The following is a 17641-nucleotide window of genomic DNA, read 5'->3' as shown; positions in this document are numbered from 1 at the left end:
TTTTGTTTTTAGAGCATCGTGAGCCCTTTCTTTATTTTTTCGTTCAGAGAAAGCTCCGGATATTTCTTGAAAAGCGTATCTACCACCTTCTTGGCAGCGGCACGAGGGTAGCCGAGAACGACAAAAGCACTTACCGCTTCCTCTTTTTCTGCTTGTGTTTCTGCTGTATCTACATCTTCTATCACTTCTGCCGTTCCAATAAACTGTTCTGCCGGAATGATTCCGGTGATCTTATCCTTCAGGTCAAGAATGATTCTTTGGGACGTTTTAGCTCCTATACCTTTCACTCCTTTCAAGGCTGCATCGTTGCCTAAGGAAATGTGTCGGGAAAGTTCTCCCGGAGAATAGGAGGATAGTATCAGCCTTGCTGTGTTTGCTCCAACTCCATTTACCGTGATAAGCAGGCGGAAAAGCGCTCGCTCTTCGGGCTGAACAAATCCGAAAAGATCGTGTGCGTCTTCTCGAATGATCTCATGGATGTAGATTTTACTCTCTTGAACTTTCTGGAGAAGATTGTAGGAAAAGAGCGAAATATGTACTTCATATCCTATGCCGGAGACTTCAACCACCGCAGTAGTCGGATGTAGGGATGTTATGGAACCTTTGATGTATTCGATCATATAGATGAGATAGCTTAGAGATTACAGGATATAGCTTACTTCTTTGAATGCAAATTTACGTCTGACATCGGTTGTCGGATCATACAGACGCAACATACCATCCACATCTACACCTTCTACGAGTAGCTTAAGAGTCCCCTCGGCTGTTTCAAACTCATGCAGACGTCCATCTTTTCGATAGAGAAGATTGTTGTATTCGTCCCTCGGAGAAACAAAATCTACCTTCATCTGTCGCCATATCTTGATGATCTCTTCCGTGCATCGTATCATAAAAGAGTAGATATCCACCTCTTTTCCATCTTCTCTTTCTATCAGAATGGAAGTGGCATTGGGTGCATCTTTGGGGTCGAACAGGAGTTGGTTGATATTGATACCGATACCCACTATCGCTTGTTTGAATTCGGAACCTTCCCACTCATTCTCAATGAGTACTCCGGCTACTTTTCTATCCTCTACAAATATATCATTGGGCCACTTGATAGATACTTTCTTCCCTCTTGGGATATACTCTTTTATAACTGTTCGTATAGCTAAAGAGGTAAATACTGAAATATCAAAAGGGTGAAACTCTTCTCGTCGCTTGCTGCTGCGGAAGAATAAACTCATTGTTAGATTCTTTCCCGGTTCCGATACCCATATATTCCCTCGCTGACCTCTTCCCTCTGTTTGGTTGTCCGTGTAGACTACCTGCCAACATTCTGTATCCGGATGCTCTTCCAAATAAGCACGCAGATAGTTGTTGGTAGAGGTGGTAGTCTTAAGATAAATAGGGGTTGGCATTGTCTCTTTCATAGTCGCTTTCTTTATTCTGATTTTCTTCTTCTTATGTATTTGCTTCCTGCAAAACCGATGGTTGCCACCATGAGTAGCAGGATAATCCAGCCGGCAACAGATGCTATCCGCTCTGTTGTGTGAACAGAAGCAGGATCGAACCACATCTCAATGGTATGCTCCCCTGCCGGTATGGGTAATGCTCTCAAAATATAGTTGGTTCGTAACAGCTTCGCAGTCTCTCCGTCTATGGTAACATTCCAGCCATCTTTATAAAATATTTCGGAAAAAACAGCTAAGCCATCTGCTTTGTTGCTAGTACGATACACCTTTCTGTTCGGGAGCTTGCTTACTAAAGATATGGTGGCCGTGCTATCTGTCTCAAAGCTCTTCTTCCCTTTTAAGTCTTGCAGGTAAGTCTGCTCTATGACGGCAACCTCTCTCAGATTATTTTCTCCGATAGCCTTAAACTCTTCATCGGCTCCTTTTACCTCTTTTATAGAGGAAATAAACCAGCCATTACCATAAGCAAGAGAATCTTCTACCACGCTTAGTCCTCGAAGAGAATCGGGTAGAATGTAGTATTTGGTATTGAGAGCTCGCAGAATATTTCTATCCATCTTGGAGAGGTAACTCTCTATAAGATCCTGATACCGCTGCAACTTCGCTGCATGATAGCCTCCGACAGAGTTGTGATGGTAGCTTGTTGTGGCATCGTTGAAGGTGTTTACAGCCAAGTTCATTACCCTATAATCGGTCGTGTCTTGCAGGATATACTTGTCTGCTTCGGTTTTAGCATAGGTTTGCTCCATTAGTCTGTTGGCATCATGATACTTCTCGTCGTTCAGGTAACGCTTATCCACGCTCCAAAGATCGACAATCGCCAATATGGTAACGGCAGCAACGGTCAGTGTTTTATTCAGCTTGCCATAAGCCGATGCCACCAAAACACTCATAGCTAAAAGGGAGAATATTACAGCTCTCCAAGCATCTGCGGTGAACAGAGCCTCTCGGATATTTCTGAGTTCTCCAACCGCGATCTGAAACTCTTGGCTTTGCGCCATATAGGGAGCTAATATTCTTTGCTCCTCATCGCTTAAAAATCCGCCATATAGTCCGGGAAAGAGAGCAAAGATAAGAGCTACTCCGCCTGTCAATGCCGCTGCGATAATATACTCGTTCTTGTATGTCTTGAGTGCTTTTGGGGTCTGCATCCATTTCGTAAGTCCTAAAATGGCAAGAAATGGTATGGTAAACTCGGAAACGACAAGTATGGATGATGGTGTCCGGAACTTGTTATACATCGGGAAATAGTCGATGAAAATATCCGTCAGCCACATCATATTATGTCCCCAAGAGAGCATCACGGTGAGAAGAGTTGCTCCTGCCACAGCCCATTTGACAGGTCCTTTGACAATCAAAAGCCCAAGAAAGAAAAGAAAGAGTACGACAGCACCGACATATACGGGGCCTGCCGTGAAGGGTTGATCACCCCAATATCTGTTTTGTTGAGCAACAAAAGGTCTGTATGGCTCTTGTACCTCCGATAGCATATCCCTGTTCGATGTTCCGATCTGAGTAGAATAGCCTCCTTTGGCATCCGGTATGAGGAAAGTAAGCATCTCATCTATACCATAGCTCCACTGCGTGATATAAGCTTTGTCAAGACCTCCGGCTGTGGTCGTGTGCACTTGTTCGTCATCTGCTTTAGGTGTTAGTTCGCTACCACCTCGCATAGTCTCCTTGCTGTATTTATAGGTATGGTAAAGATTGGTTGCATTTGTCGCCACTCCTATAAGTCCTCCAACAAAAGCAAGCAGAGTAGCCAAGAGGAAAGGCTTCCACGCTTTAGACCTATAAGCTTCTACCGCCCATCCTATCACCAGAGCCAGCATTAGAAAACCAAAGTAATAGCTCATCTGTATGTGATTGGAGTAGATCTGTAAGGCGGAGAAGAGGGCTGTTACGAATGTTCCAAGCAGCCATTTCTTACGCTTATAGAGTAGCACCAATCCGGCTATTGTGGGTGGAATATACATGAGAGCAAGTAGCTTCCATATATGTCCGGCATCTATAAGGATGATGAAGTAGGATGAGAATGTCCACATTACTGCTCCTGCAAAAGAGGAAAGCCTTTTCACTCCCCATGCACGCATGAAGATGTAAAACCCAAGAAGCATAGCAAAGAGCAGATAACTATCTCCCGGCATCAGATCAAAAGGCTTCTTCAGCTTGTAGAGATCACCTATCGTCTTCAGGTTTGATGCGGATGGATATGTCGGAGATATCTGATACATGGGCATACCACCGAAGGCACTCTCTGTCCAGAGAGAGTTCTCTCCTGTCTCTTGCCGATATTCTCTTACATCTTGAGCCATACCGGAAGCTCCTAATCCATCCATTTGGAAAAGTATTCTTCCCTCTACATTGGCAGGGAAAAAGTATAGGAACGCTATACCGGCCATGAGAAGAATAAGTGCTGCCGATATTAGCCAGGGACGTTTAAGGAACTCTTTTATATTCATATTGATATTGTCTGTTTTAAGTCTGAAGTGAAAAGGGAAGATATAAATTTTATTCGTAAAAATTCTTTTCGTACCTCGTGAAATTTTCTTTTCTCTTTATCAGTCGTTGCCAAAGTGCATGAAGAAAACCTGTGCCATATCCGTAAAGCTGGATATAGCTGGTGCATATTGCTTTAAGTCCGATACTTAGAGAGCCTGTTCTGTACCATGCGGCGATCATTAAGGCTGCCATGTAAGCAAAGATTGGAAGCAACCACCAAGACGATATGGTTACAGCCAAAAGAAGTAACGCCAAATGTCCTAATACAAATAGGGTCGGAAACAGGTGTACTGCTTTCAGTGTGCCGGGATGAAGCATGGAGAGATTGATGCGTGCGATACCGCTGTTGTAAACTTGCTTGTAGAACTGTCGGTATGTGCTTCTGCGTTTATGATAAAGCCATATTGAAGGATAAAAAGCAGAATGATAGCCTGCACGAAGGACTCGTATGCTGAAGTCTATATCTTCCCCAAAACGCAAATTTCCAAAGCCGTTTACTTTTTCAAATGCTTCTCGTGAGACTCCCATGTTGAAGGTACGAGGATAAAACTTATCCAGCTTTACACTCTTGCTGCCACGTATTCCTCCTGTTGTGAGAAAAGATGTCATGCTGAAGTCTATTGCTTTCTGCAGAGGTGTAAACTCCTTCATGGCTCTATCCTGTCCGCCAAAAAGATCGGCGCTTTCTTGCTTTATCTCTTTCAGGAGATTTTCTACGTATTGGGGAGGAAGTATTGTGTCTGAATCCAAGAATACAAATATCTCTCCTTTTGCAACCGATGCACCATGATTTCTGGCTCCTGCCGGCCCTGTATTCTTCTGTACAAGATAGGTGATATCTAAACTTTTCTGCCAGCGTTCTATTATATCTTTTGCCGGAGATGATGAGCCATCTTCCACAACCACAACCTCCCAAATGTTTTGATGGGGTATGGACTGCCGGGAGAGAGAAGCAAGTAGTTCTTCTATCTCATCCGGTCTGTTGTAGAGGGGAATTATAAAACTTATCATCCGGTTTGCTGTTTGAAAAGACCTCTGTTACTTATCTAAAGAGACTATGCTTTCTTCTACGGGAGTAAGCAGATCTACTCCATCATCGGTAATAAGGTAGGTGTTTTCCATACCTACCGGGCCAATGCCGGGGAGGACAAACTTTGGCTCTACCGCTATGGTCATTCCACTTTGGAAGGTATCCTTGCTTTTACCGGTGAGTACAGGCTGTTCGTTAATCTGAATACCCATGCCATGTCCTACGAATTTCGCTTGAAACTCTGTACCCATGAATACTGACTCAAGTTGCTCCTCCGCTACCTTTTCCTGTGCGTGCAGATAAATGTCAGCCACCGAAGAGCCATGTTTTGCATGATGTTCAAAGAAACGACATATATTACGAGCTACTTCATGAGCATGATAAGCTCTATCGGGAAGTGTTCCAACGGAGTAACTTCTTGTGATGTCTGTATTATAAACAGAATAGTTCCCTGCAAGATCCACCATTACGGAGGTGTTCGGTCGTATTATTCTATTCGTTGCTCCCATTGGCATAGCAGGTGTTCCCACTCCTCCCATTGCAAAATCGTATGGAGCCGGAGACTGAGCATTGTCTCCACTGATAACGTTCCCCATAAAGATTTCCATTCTTGGACCGTAACAACGGAACGTTCCGATGCTTCCACGGAGTCGCATAGCTCTTTCTAACTCTATTTGCAACTCCAACTCCGTCATCCCTTCCCTGTACAGGCGAGGAACATCTTCGTATATCTTACAATGTACAAGAGCACTTTCTCTCATGACTTCTATCTCAAATGGAGTCTTGACCATTCTTGCACGGAGCATGATTCCGTTTGCACTTATAGGAGAAACCTTACCGGTTACAGAGAGCTTGGAGAGTCTGCAATACTCGGAAAAGGATAACTCCTCCTGCTCCAAAGCTGTCCGTTCAGTGATAGCAAAGCCTTTTTCTTTCAGGATGTCGGGAATCAATTCCGGTTTTCTGACGCTGTATCTGCAATTTTCCGGCAGTTCATCGAAGGCTTGAGATGGACGCTCTATGAAGAAGACAGGCAGTTCCAACTCTTTATGCAGATAAGCATAGCCCGATACCACTGTTCCTGTGAGATAGATCATGTTGGCATTTGCCCGGATAAGTATAGAGTCTATCCCATTGTTCGTTAGCTCCTGAGAAGCTGTAAATATTTTGTTTAGTCTTAGCTTGAGTTCCGCTAAAGAGATATACATACAGAGTTTTCTTATTTATGTTCGTTGTAAAACACGAAGTTAGTAATATAAACTCAGATATAAGTTGTCTCTTTTGCTTATATTTGCCCTGTAAGGAAGCTATTAAAAATCTTACTAAAACGGAGAGAAGAGATGGGCATAGAACAAATACAACAATACATCTTCCCGGTTCTGCTACCGGTTTTGTATTTTGGTTTCTTTCTTTTTGACAAGAATAGCAGGAGGTATCTGTGGGGAATATTCTCTTATGCGGTGCTTGTTGCCTTGCTTATAGTATTACCTTATTACAGCTCTTTGTGGGTAACATCTGCTATTTTCTGTGTCGTTGGTTTGGGGTTGATGCTTCTGTCTCTCTTTGTTTTTGGCATAGATAAGGAGAGGTATGTGCGTATCATGGGCAAGAAGGTATCGGTCATGAACTTTTTTGCTCTCTTCCTGGTTATCACAATAGTCTTAGCCTCACGTTCCAACGTGCCATCCTATATTCCCAGCTATGTCCTTCCTATTCTTTTTATCTCAATGGAGAGGACGTTTTGTGTCTTTCACCGAAGGGAGAAAAGAAGAAAAAAGAGTTCCAAAACGAAATAAAAAAGCAAGCCCACTGTTTCTGCTGATACAGTGGGCTTATTTTTTGATATTAAAGATTTATGATAGCTCTATCTTCCGAACTCGTCTTTCGTGTCTTCCGCCTTCAAAGGGAGTTTTAAGGAAGATGTCCAAGATCTTTTTCGCCTCTTCTATCGTAATGAACCGGGCAGGAAGAGAGAGGATGTTGGCATCATTGTGCTCTCTTGCCAAGCGAGCGATTTCAGGTATCCAGCAAAGAGCAGCACGCACATTGGAATGCTTGTTGGCTGTCATGGAGATACCATTGCCCGAACCGCAGATGGCAATGCCTTTGCTCAGATTCCCCTGCTCTATCTCCTTTGCAAGAGAGTGAGCAAAGTCGGGATAGTCGACACTCTCATCACTATAAGCACCAAAATCTTTAACTGTGTATCCCATAGTTTGGAGTATCTTCTTCAATTCTTCTTTCAAAGTATATCCGGCATGATCACAAGCCATGCCTATCATTGAAGTAGCCATGCGATCTCTTTATTTACCAAGCAGGTTCTTTACTTGTGTATAAACATTTTGCGCTGTAAAGCCAAGCTTTTCGTCCAACACCTTATATGGCGCAGAGAAACCGAAAGAGTTCAGTCCCCATACCGTTCCGTGGGCTCCGACCAGACCCTCCAATGTAACGGGCAGACCTGCGGTAAGACCGAAGCGAGGTACATTCGGAGGAAGAACTTCCTGTCTGTAAGAGTCGCTCTGATTCATGAACACCCCTTCCGATGGAACGGATACCACATTGGCATGTATCCCTTCTGCTTCAAGAAGCTCTGCTCCTTCCACAAGAGTAGATACTTCCGAGCCGGAAGCAAGCAGGATGATGTCCGGACTTTGATGCCCTATAAGCGTATAAGCTCCCAATGCTGTTCTACGGGCTTTAGCGTAGTCGCTATCAGGCAGATTCTTTATATTTTGACGGGAAAGGATTAAAGCCGTCGGTGTTTTGGTGTTGTTCATTGCCAGCTCCCATGCCACCGTTGTCTCGTGTACATCTGCAGGACGAAGAGCAAGCAGGGCATTCTGACCCGAATGATTCTTCAACTTTTCCAACAAACGTATCTGAGCTTCTTGCTCTACCGGTTCGTGAGTCGGTCCATCTTCTCCCACACGGAACGCATCGTGTGTCCATACGTACTTGACAGGAAGCTCCATCAGAGCAGCCAGACGTACAGCCGGTTTCATATAGTCCGAGAAGACAAAGAATGTACCGCATGCGGCAATAAGACCTCCGTGCAGTGCAATACCGTTACAGATACACGCCATGGTGAGTTCTGCCACACCACTTTGGATGAATGCTCCTTTATAATTGTCACGAGAGAATGTCGTGCTTTTCTTTAAGAATCCGTCTGTCTTGTCAGAGTTGGAAAGGTCTGCACTTGTTACCATCATGTTTTCCACATGCTGAGCAAGATAGCTCAATACGGTAGCAGATGCAGCTCTTGTTGCTTGATCCGGTTTTTGTTCTATCTCTTCCCAGTTCACTTCGGGAGCCTTGCCGGAACACCATTGAGACAGCTTCTTTGCAAGCTCCGGCTCTGCTTGTTCCCACGTTGCAAAAGATTTTTTCCAATCTTCGGAGAGAGCGATGAGCTCCTCTTTGCGCTTAGCATAGAGAGCTTCCACTTCGGGGAATATTCTGAACGGATTTTCCGGGTCTCCGCCTAAGCTTGTGATTGTTGCCGGGACATCTGCACCTGCAGCACTTAGAGGCTGTCCGTGGGTGGATACCTTGTTTTCAAAAGAGACTCCTTCCGGTCCCACTGCTCCTTTGCCCATGATGGTGCGACCGATGATAAGCGTAGGCTTTCCCGTTGTCGCATTAGCTTCACGGAGAGCAGCACGGATCTGGTTATGGTCATTGCCGTTAATGTCTATCACGTGCCATCCCCATGCTTTGTATTTGGCTGCAACATCTTCAGATGTAACCTCCTCTACCGTTGTGGAGAGCTGTACATTATTTGCATCATAGAACATGATGAGGTTGTCCAAACCGAAGTGTCCTGCCATGCGACCGGCACCTTGAGAGATCTCCTCTTGCACGCCTCCATCGGAGATGAAAGCATAGATCCTCTGACGCATAACCTCTCCGAAATGAGCCTTCATATATTTGGCTGCGATGGCTGCCCCTACTGCATAAGCATGACCCTGCCCAAGAGGGCCGGAAGTATTCTCTACTCCGCGAGCCACATCGAGTTCCGGGTGTCCGGGAGTAACACTTCCCCATTGGCGAAACTGTTGTAGCTCTTCCATGCTATACTTTCCGGTAAGGGCAAGAGTGGCATAGAGCATCGGAGACATGTGTCCCGGGTCGAGGAAGAAGCGGTCACGAGCGATCCATTGAGGCTCATTAGGGTTATAAACCATAAACTCAGAGAAGAGAATATGAGCAAAGTCTGCTCCGCCCATAGCCCCACCGGGGTGTCCCGATTTAGCTTTCTCTACCATGGAAAGAGCTAAGACACGAATGTTATCTGCTGCCATTGCAGATGAGGTTTTCATTTCCATAAGCAATATAAGGTATGCGTGTTATATTTAATACTGATACAAAAATACAAATAAGAGGGGATAATTTCAATTCGATTATCGTCTGTGCAATAAAACGATATTCTCCACGTGATGGGTGTGAGGGAACATATCTACCGGCTGTACACGCTCCACGCTGTAATGAGAGTCCATTATTGCAAGATCTCTTGCCTGTGTGGCAGGATTGCAGCTTACGTACACGATGCGTTCCGGAGCTGCACGAAGAATGGTTTCGACGACATCCTGATGCATCCCGGCACGTGGAGGATCCGTAATGATCACATCCGGCTTGCCATGTGTCCGTATAAACTCATCATTGAGAACATCTTTCATGTCTCCGGCGAAGAAGGTCAAGTTGTCAAGCTGATTATCTTCCGCATTGTGCCTTGCATCTATTACAGCGTCTTCGACATACTCTATCCCCACTATTTTTGAAGCGGATTTGGAGAGGAAGCAAGCGATAGTCCCGGTACCGGTGTACAGGTCATAAACCACTTCGTGAGGCTGTATGCCTGCCATCTCTCTTACTTGTGAGTAGAGCTCGTAAGCCTGCTTGGAGTTGGTCTGATAAAACGATTTCGGTCCAACCTTAAAGCGCAACTCCTCCATGGCTTCCATGATAAATCCGGGACCGTAGTAGGTTACCACGTCAAGGTCATTGTAGGTGTCGTTTCTTTTCGGATTGACTATGTAGAGCAGTGTAGTGATTTCGTTTCCAAACCGTTCCAGTATGGCATCGAGAAGTGTCCTGCTCTTCTCTTCGTCTTCTTCGTGAAAGATGACCAGCACCATCACTTCTCCCGTCGAAGAGGTGCGGATAACCAGATTGCGCATATATCCGACCTGCTCTTTAAGATCGAAGAACGGGTACTGACCCGGACGAGCCAGACAAAAATCTCTGACGAATAGACGGATCCGGTTGGACAGGTCTATCTGCAGGTGGCACTCCTCTATGTTGAGCACCTTATCGAACATACCGGGAATGTGAAACCCTAATCCCGCCCGGCAACCAACATCTCCATCGCCGATCTCCTGCATTTCTTCCGCTGTAACCCAACGCTTATTGGAGAAAGTGTATTCCATCTTGTTCCGATACTCGAATATCTCTTTGGAGCCGAGAATAGAGCGTCTGTCCTTAAGCTCTATCTTGCCTATCCGTTCGAGTTGATCATATACCTGACGCTCTTTCATCGCCAGTTGCATGGTATAAGGAACGTGTTGCCACTTGCATCCTCCACATGTTCCGAAATGACGGCAACGAGGTTCGACACGATGCGGAGACGGCTCTAACATTTTCACCACACGCCCTTCAGCAAAAGAGCTTCTGCTCCTTCCGAGCTGTACATCGACCAGATCACCCGGAGCCGTGAAAGGTACAAACAACACCTTTCCATTCTCCAGTCTTGCCAAAGATTTCCCTTCGGCAGCCATCTCTTCTATACGGACGGCTTCCAGTATCTTTCTTTCCTTTTGTCTTTTTCTACTCATCTTCTCTCTTATCTATGGCTTCGCTCTCCAAGGTCAGCACTTCATCGTAGGCTTCCCATTCCGGATCTCGTTCCGCATGACAGCGTATCGGAAAAGTAGGGAAATCGGTTGTGCTTTCGTTGAGAGTCTTTTGAAAAGCCTCTATGTTCCTTGTGTAATACGACCAGCTTGCCTCTCCGTCTCCCGTTGCTTTCAGTACGCAGATGGCAAGTTTGTTCTTCTCCATGGCACGACGAACGGCATCTCCCCATGCTTCTATCGACTTCGACTCTTCTGCCGAGGGGAGTCCTTCCGCATCTTCATCGTACTTCCAAAATATATCCACTCTGACAGGGTACTTCCCGCTTCCTCTATGTTCTGCAATGCCTATACGGCCGTTCACAAAAACCGTCCTGCCATTCTCTCCTTCTGCCAGTGCGAAGAACCATTTCTTACTCAGTTTCATATCTTATTCTGTTCTCTTTTTCGGTGTTGTGCCAGCTGTATGGCGTTCACTATATTTTGCCAAAAGACGTATGCTGCCGGGATCAGCGATGCCAACGGATGTATGTACGTGGTTGCTATCCATATAGCCAATACCGTGTTTTTCTGTGCAAAGCTCTGCCCCACCGTGACGGCATTTCCCACATATCTCTTTCCTATCCATCTTCCGACAGCAAAGCAGAACAGGCAGATCACCAACGCCACGGCAAGAGAAGAGGATATAAAGAAGCCGCTCATCTCTTGATGCTCGAAGAAGAAGCGGATGGTGGTAGCCGCAATTATAGCCAGCGAAAAAGACCATACCAGTATGGAATATTTGCTTGCATGCTCTACCTTGGAATGCAGTCGTGGAAAAAAGTATCTCAACACCCATACGATGGCGAGCGGACCCATTACCATCAACGCCACTTGTGAGATCACGCTGAAAAAGGTCTCCACTGCATTCGCCTCCCGATCGAATCCCCCCACAAAGACCATTACCGGAACAGCCAGCGCACAAAGGATATTGCCCAAAAAGAGATAGCAGGTAACGAAAGAGATATTCCCTCCCAAAAAGTTGGTGATAACACCCGCAGCTGTTGCCGTAGGCGTAAGAAAAATCAGAAGCGCCCCCATTGCCAGCAAATGGTCTACCTTGTTCAGAGCAAGATAGGCTGCCGTACCGCAGATGAGCGTAAGCACCAGCAGGAGCAGATGCACCCATGATGGCGCAAGGCTTTTGGGAGAGATCTTCGTATAGTTGAGAGTAAGCAGGATAAATAGCAGCCACGGCATCAGATACCCCATATTGCTTAAAACGGGATAGAGTATCACGCCTATGAGCATTGCCCAAAGGAGCTGATAGTTTTTGAATGTCTGTATCCAGCCGGTCTGTTTCATCGCTTTGCTTATCCCTGTTCAGGATTGGCAATGCAAAGGTACTCAATAAGGGCTATACCACGAAGAGGAGAAAAAGGTTTATCAATAATTGTTGCTTTGCCTGTGAGCGGATCCTCAAAGAAGATATTAAGCAGCGACTAAAAAGATGAAGCACAGAGAGCTGTATGAATGCAGGAGAATATTTCACAATACCAAGCCATCTCTTAAATCTTCCGAACGGCTTCATAAAGTATTCTTAAAGGATTTATAAAATCCTCCGAAGCTGACCACGCGATGAAATCGAGGCTTGATTTGCAAAAATCAAGACTTGACTTCAGGCATTCAAGGTTTGATTTCCGGAAGTCGAGACTTGATTGGAATTACTAATCCCGTTAAGAGAGAAAAATATATGCTTTCAGCAGGATTTTTTAATCTGTTTAGAGAAGCTCTACAACGCTATCAGAGAAGAGAGAAAGGGGGGAGAGGCTTTTAAGAGAGGGAGTAATGGTCTCATTACTAAAGGTTAAGAGTAGAGAAGATTTGGGGATTGCATTTTTTGTTTCAAAGATTTTTTATTTACCTTTGCACCCAAATTTTACGAAACTATTGTCGCAAACCGCGGCCGTGTATTCTAGAACACCACGTAAAAAACAGGAAAAATGAAAGAAAAAGTATCTGTACCTTTCATGCTGCTCGGCATATTGTTCAATGTTTGCCTTATTGCAGCTAATCTTCTTGAGACTAAGATTATCCACATTGCAGGGCTTGATGTTACTGCCGGACTACTGGTCTTTCCCGTATCTTATATTATCAACGACTGTATCGCAGAGGTGTGGGGCTTCAAGAAAGCCCGTCTCATCATCTGGAGCGGCTTTGCCATGAATGCTTTTGTCTGTATTCTTGGTCTTATCGCTGTGGCTTTGCCTGCGGCTTCGTTCTGGGAGGGAGAGGAGCACTTCAACTTTGTTTTCGGTATGGCACCACGTATTTTGGTGGCGAGTATGACTGCTTTCCTGGTCGGCTCATTCCTTAATGCGTATGTGATGAGTAAGATGAAGGTGGCAACCAAGGGGAAAAACTTCTCCGCTCGTGCCGTTGCTTCCACACTCGTGGGTGAGACAGCCGACTCTCTGATCTTCTTCCCGATAGCCTTTGGCGGTATCATCGGATGGAGTGAGATTATCGGAATCATGGTTTTGCAGATCTTCCTCAAGTCGCTCTATGAGGTGATCATTCTGCCTATCACCATTCGTGTCGTCAAGGCGATCAAGAGAATCGAGGGGATCGATGTCTATGACACCGACATCTCTTACAATGTCTTGAAGATAAAAGACCTGTAACAATGTATCGGGATACGGCTCTTGTCGTCTTCAGTGGCGGTCAAGACTCTACCACGTGCCTTTTCTGGGCAAAGAGAGCATTCGCTCACGTGCGAGCCATAAGCTTCATTTACGGGCAGAAACATGTCAAGGAGATAGAGTTGGCTCGCTCCATTGCCGCAGAAGCCGGCATCCCTCTTGAGGTGAAAGATGTCTCTTTTATAGGCTCTTTGGGTAGAAACTCTCTGACGGACAGCTCTATGAAGATGGATGAAGAGAAGCCGGAGAACAGTGTGCCGAACACTTTTGTTCCGGGAAGAAATCTCTTTTTCCTCTCCATTGCTGCCGTTTATGCACGAGAACAGGGTATCCGACATATCGTTACCGGGGTCTCTCAGACCGACTTCAGCGGCTATCCCGACTGCAGAGACAGCTTTATCAAATCCCTGAACGTTACGCTCAATCTTGCCATGGACGATGAGTTTGTCCTCCATGCTCCTCTGATGTGGCTGGATAAAGCGGAAACATGGGCTTTGGCGGACGAACTGAATGTCTTGGAACTTATACGCCATAAGACCTTGACGTGCTATAATGGTATTCCGGGCGATGGTTGCGGTGCCTGTCCGGCGTGTACGCTCAGACGCAAATGACTGGAGAAGTATCTCTCGAGCAGGAATCCCCGATAGTTTAACAACAGAAAGAGATAAAAAAACGTATGACAGAACTAAAGGATCAACTCTCTCTACTGGGACGCACAACGGAGTACAAGCAAGACTATGCACCGGAGGTGCTTGAGGCTTTTGATAATAAGCATCCGGATAATGACTATTGGGTGCGCTTCAACTGCCCGGAGTTTACAAGTCTTTGTCCTATTACCGGTCAGCCGGACTATGCAGAGATCCGCATCAGTTACATACCTGACATGAAGATGGTAGAGAGTAAGAGTTTGAAGCTGTATATGTTCAGCTTCCGCAATCATGGCGCTTTTCATGAAGATTGTGTGAATATCATCATGAAGGATCTTATTGCTCTGATGAATCCCAAGTACATTGAAGTTACGGGCATATTCACTCCACGCGGAGGAATATCCATCTATCCGTATGCCAACTATGGTCGTCCCGATACGAAGTACGAGCGCATGGCGGAGCAACGTTTGATGACAAGAGAGTGAGCGCAGAGTGATTTTTAATAACTTATGCAAAGAAACAGGGCTGAACTAATATGGAAGTTCAGCCCTGTTTCTTATTTTGTGGGGATATTTAGGCGATGAGTGCGGTTCAAACAATCAGAATGGAAGATCGTTTACATCGCTTTCCAGTGTCTCTATCATCTTGTCCCAAGGGATCGGTTCCTGTGTTTCTTCCGGCTCTTTGTCCTTTTCCGGTTGGGACGAAGCGGATTTGTCTCCGAGAATTTCGATGGAAGAGGCAACGATCATGGGTGTTTTGGAGATCTCTCCTTTATGGTTCGGAGTGCTTTTGTAGCGCAACTTCCCTTCTACCAACAGCAGCTGTCCGGTCTTGACATAGCTCTCCACGAACTTGGCATTTGCCCCAAAGGCGGAGATGGAGTGCCAATCGGTCTGAGGATCTACCTTTTCGTTCTCCTTATTGATGTAGCCTCTCTCGTTGGTTGCAAGCGAAAAGTGGGCACGCAGAGAGGTGAAGTCGTAGTACTTGATCTCCGGATCCGATCCGACGTAACCTATCAGAATGATTTTATTGTAAGTCTTTCCCATAAGAAGTGAAGTCTGAAACATTATAGACTACGGCATAAAGCTCGGATACAACACTCTCTATCGGGGAGTCTGTCCGCTTTTTTCTCATGAGCAGAAGCGGAGTGGGCGACTCTTCCGGGCGGTATGGTGGCTGAAAGTAAGGAATATCTTCCGGCTCGAAGCCGAGTGAGCGGTACAGCTTGATGCGTCTGACAGCGTTCTGACCCGCTTCCGGATGTTCGCATTCCAGTACAATATCTTTGTCCTCATACTCTTTCATCAGGTCGTTGAGTATCTTTGTCCCCAATCCTTTCCCCTGATAGTCGGGCATCACCATGAGATATTCTATATAAAAAGAGCCGGAAAGAGGATAGGACATCACTACTGCCATGATCTCTCCGCCCTCTTTATAAACAGAGATATAACGCTGCCGATCTGCCAAGCTACGGAATGTGCGCCGCTCTTCACGCGGGAAAAGCTCTACATAAGCCCTGACCAGCTTAAAAATCTCTTCGGCAGAAAGGTCTTCTAACTGCACTCTTCTATTTCCATGCTCAAGGCTTCCCATTGTTCTAATGTGCGTTTATGCGTTTCGCTCAGCTTGGAATACTGCTCGAGAAGAGCCGGTGAGGTCTCGTTGCGAGCGAACTTCTCCTCCATGGATTTTAGCTCTTCTTCTTCCTTTTGGATACGCTCCTCCAGCTGTTCCAGCTCTTTTTCCAACTTTCGTACTCTCTTCAGTGTCTCTTTCCGGCGCTGATAATCTTCTTTCCCTTTGGTCGAAATCTCGCCGGTTTCAGCAGGTACACTCTTTTTGACAACCGGAGTCTCCATGCGCTCTTGCAGTAGCTGAAGATAGTAGTCTATGCCTCCGAGATGAGTGATGGCAATGCCGTCTTTGACCTCTATGACCTTTGTTACCAGACCGGAAAGGAAATCACGGTCGTGGGAGACTATGAGTACCGTGCCCTCATAGTTCAGAATGGCTTCTTTCAGAACCTCTTTGTTGTGGATATCCAAGTGGTTGGTCGGCTCGTCGAGAATAAGCAGATTGCCCGGTTCGAGCAGTAGCTTTATCATTGCCAAGCGGCTCTTTTCTCCTCCCGAAAGTACTTCCACTCTCTTTTCGGAGGTCTCTCCTCCAAACATGAAAGCACCAAGAATGTCGTTTATCCTGAGGCGAATGTCCCCTACGGCTATTCGGTCTATGGTGTCGTAGATGGTAAGCTTGGGGTCTAAGAGCGATGCGGCATTTTGGGAGAAGTAGGAGATTTCGACATTGTGCCCCAATGTGATCTCTCCCGTATGGGGCAACTCTCCGAGTATTGCCCGAAGAAGCGTTGTCTTACCTGCTCCATTCTTCCCGACTACGGCAATCTTCTCTCCGCGTTTGATCTCTAAGTTTGCTCCTTTTAGTACATCCAACTCTCCGAAAGAGACCCTTAAATCTTCCACTTTCAGAGGATATGTACCGGAAACAGTGCGCATCGGAAAACGGAAGTGTATGCTTCTGCGTTCGATGCGATCGACCTCTATCCGGTCGATCTTCTCCAATTGCTTCACGCGACTTTGCACTTGAACGGCTTTCGTAGCCTTGCTCCTGAATCTCTCTATGAACTCTTCGGTCTTACGGATGCTCTTTTGCTGATTTTCGTAAGCCCGCATCTCTTGTTCGTAGCGTTCTTCTCGCAAAGTGAGATATTGGGAGTAAGGTACTTTGTAATCGTATATCTTTTTATTGGAAAGCTCTAATGTTCGAGTGGTTATATTGTCTACAAAGGCTTTGTCGTGCGATACTAAAAGCAAGGCGGAAGAGGATTGTTTCAGAAAGTTTTCCAGCCAAACGATAGACTCTACATCCAGATGATTGGTAGGCTCGTCGAGTAAAAGAAGATTGGGTTTCCGCAACAGAATCTTTGCCAACTCTATCCGCATCCTCCATCCTCCGCTAAACTCGGAGGTGGGACGGTGTAAATCTTCTCGGATAAATCCGAGTCCGAAAAGCGTTTTTTCTATCTGTGCCTTGTAGTTTTCGCTGTCGAGGATAGCAATTTCATCGGTCAGATCAGACACTTTCTGGGCTAACTCCATGTATGAGTCGGAAGAAAAATCCTCTCTTTTCATCAACTGTCCGGACAGTGATTCCAGATACGCTTTCTTCCGAAGAATATCACCGAAAACGGTTTCCGTCTCTTCCCAAACAGTTTTCCCCTCTCCGGGAAGGAGGTGTTGGGACAAATATCCCAACACACTCCCCGAAGGAAGAGATACTATACCCTCAGAGGGAGAACGCTTTCCGGCTATGATGTTCATGAGTGTAGTCTTCCCGGCTCCGTTGAATCCGGTAAGAGCTACTTTCTCGCCTGCGTTAATCACAAACGAGACGCCCGAAAAGAGCGTGTCCGCTCCGAAGTAAACAGCTAAATTTTGTACAGATAGCATGT

At 45.8% G+C, this 17641-nt stretch carries 17 protein-coding genes; 4 read left to right on the top strand and 13 right to left on the bottom strand.

Going from position 1 to position 17641, the window contains the following annotated elements; genetic code table 11:
- Window positions 1-8 precede the first annotated feature (8 nt).
- Genes ruvA through JT26_RS07745 form a run of 5 tightly spaced genes read right to left on the bottom strand, consistent with a single transcriptional unit; the run spans window position 9 to window position 6194 of the window.
- Window positions 9-620, bottom strand: coding sequence for a Holliday junction branch migration protein RuvA (ruvA, locus tag JT26_RS07765; protein ID WP_036848451.1), 612 nt, complete (start codon window positions 618-620; stop codon window positions 9-11).
- 21 nt (window positions 621-641) lie between these two features.
- Window positions 642-1412, bottom strand: a complete 771-nt coding sequence (locus JT26_RS07760; RefSeq protein WP_036848448.1) for a biotin--[acetyl-CoA-carboxylase] ligase — start codon at window positions 1410-1412, stop codon at window positions 642-644.
- Between the two features lie 11 nt (window positions 1413-1423).
- Entirely contained in the window at window positions 1424-3916 is a 2493-nt protein-coding gene (locus JT26_RS07755) for a hypothetical protein (RefSeq protein ID WP_052110462.1), read from the bottom strand.
- Between the two features lie 49 nt (window positions 3917-3965).
- On the bottom strand, window positions 3966-4967 hold the full coding sequence (locus JT26_RS07750) for a glycosyltransferase family 2 protein (RefSeq protein ID WP_036848445.1): 1002 nt from the start codon (window positions 4965-4967) through the stop codon (window positions 3966-3968).
- A 27-nt stretch (window positions 4968-4994) separates the two neighbouring features.
- Window positions 4995-6194, bottom strand: coding sequence for a Xaa-Pro peptidase family protein (locus tag JT26_RS07745; protein WP_036848442.1), 1200 nt, complete (start codon window positions 6192-6194; stop codon window positions 4995-4997).
- A 132-nt stretch (window positions 6195-6326) separates the two neighbouring features.
- On the opposite strand from JT26_RS07745, the gene JT26_RS07740 reads away from it, so the two are divergent.
- The gene (locus tag JT26_RS07740; protein ID WP_036848439.1) at window positions 6327-6782 is read left to right on the top strand and encodes a hypothetical protein; all 456 of its coding nucleotides are present in this window, start codon (window positions 6327-6329) and stop codon (window positions 6780-6782) included.
- Window positions 6783-6839: 57 nt separating this feature from the next.
- Here JT26_RS07740 and rpiB read toward each other — a convergent pair whose 3' ends face one another.
- The 5 genes from rpiB to JT26_RS07715 form a co-directional block, all read right to left on the bottom strand.
- A complete protein-coding gene (rpiB, locus tag JT26_RS07735) occupies window positions 6840-7280 on the bottom strand; it encodes a ribose 5-phosphate isomerase B (protein WP_036848434.1) in 441 nt (146 codons plus the stop codon).
- Between the two features lie 9 nt (window positions 7281-7289).
- Window positions 7290-9314, bottom strand: a complete 2025-nt coding sequence (locus JT26_RS07730) for a transketolase (protein WP_152567010.1) — start codon at window positions 9312-9314, stop codon at window positions 7290-7292.
- A gap of 75 nt (window positions 9315-9389) precedes the next feature.
- Window positions 9390-10820, bottom strand: a complete 1431-nt coding sequence (gene rlmD, locus JT26_RS07725) for a 23S rRNA (uracil(1939)-C(5))-methyltransferase RlmD (RefSeq protein ID WP_036848429.1) — start codon at window positions 10818-10820, stop codon at window positions 9390-9392.
- On the bottom strand, window positions 10813-11265 hold the full coding sequence (locus JT26_RS07720) for a DUF695 domain-containing protein (RefSeq protein WP_036848424.1): 453 nt from the start codon (window positions 11263-11265) through the stop codon (window positions 10813-10815). Before JT26_RS07720 ends, rlmD begins: the two co-directional genes overlap by 8 nt.
- A complete protein-coding gene (locus tag JT26_RS07715; protein ID WP_036848418.1) occupies window positions 11262-12182 on the bottom strand; it encodes a bile acid:sodium symporter family protein in 921 nt (306 codons plus the stop codon). The genes JT26_RS07720 and JT26_RS07715 overlap by 4 nt, the downstream gene beginning before the upstream one ends.
- Window positions 12183-12820: 638 nt before the next feature.
- Between JT26_RS07715 and JT26_RS07710 the strand changes: the two genes are divergently transcribed.
- The 3 genes from JT26_RS07710 to queF all read left to right on the top strand — a co-directional run bounded on the left by JT26_RS07710 (window position 12821) and on the right by queF (window position 14651).
- Window positions 12821-13501 (top strand): queuosine precursor transporter, encoded by a 681-nt coding sequence (locus JT26_RS07710; protein ID WP_036790894.1) that lies wholly within the window; start codon window positions 12821-12823, stop codon window positions 13499-13501.
- 2 nt (window positions 13502-13503) lie between these two features.
- Entirely contained in the window at window positions 13504-14130 is a 627-nt protein-coding gene (queC, locus tag JT26_RS07705) for a 7-cyano-7-deazaguanine synthase QueC (RefSeq protein ID WP_036848413.1), read from the top strand.
- A gap of 65 nt (window positions 14131-14195) precedes the next feature.
- Window positions 14196-14651, top strand: a complete 456-nt coding sequence (gene queF / locus JT26_RS07700) for a preQ(1) synthase (protein ID WP_036790902.1) — start codon at window positions 14196-14198, stop codon at window positions 14649-14651.
- A gap of 114 nt (window positions 14652-14765) precedes the next feature.
- Here queF and JT26_RS07695 read toward each other — a convergent pair whose 3' ends face one another.
- Genes JT26_RS07695 through JT26_RS07685 form a run of 3 tightly spaced genes read right to left on the bottom strand, consistent with a single transcriptional unit; the run spans window position 14766 to window position 17639 of the window.
- The gene (locus tag JT26_RS07695; RefSeq protein ID WP_052079477.1) at window positions 14766-15218 is read right to left on the bottom strand and encodes a single-stranded DNA-binding protein; all 453 of its coding nucleotides are present in this window, start codon (window positions 15216-15218) and stop codon (window positions 14766-14768) included.
- Window positions 15199-15765, bottom strand: coding sequence for a GNAT family N-acetyltransferase (locus tag JT26_RS10260; RefSeq protein WP_081966414.1), 567 nt, complete (start codon window positions 15763-15765; stop codon window positions 15199-15201). Before JT26_RS10260 ends, JT26_RS07695 begins: the two co-directional genes overlap by 20 nt.
- Window positions 15726-17639 carry an ABC-F family ATP-binding cassette domain-containing protein gene (locus JT26_RS07685; RefSeq protein ID WP_036848407.1) on the bottom strand — a complete coding sequence of 638 codons (1914 nt, stop codon included), beginning with the start codon at window positions 17637-17639 and terminating at the stop codon, window positions 15726-15728. The genes JT26_RS10260 and JT26_RS07685 overlap by 40 nt, the downstream gene beginning before the upstream one ends.
- Window positions 17640-17641 lie beyond the last annotated feature (2 nt).

The sequence above is a fragment of the Porphyromonas sp. COT-108 OH1349 genome (assembly GCF_000768755.1).
Classification (GTDB): domain Bacteria; phylum Bacteroidota; class Bacteroidia; order Bacteroidales; family Porphyromonadaceae; genus Porphyromonas_A; species Porphyromonas_A canoris.
The sequence above is the reverse complement of the archived record's forward strand: the minus strand, read 5'-3'. Positions and strand labels throughout refer to the sequence as shown.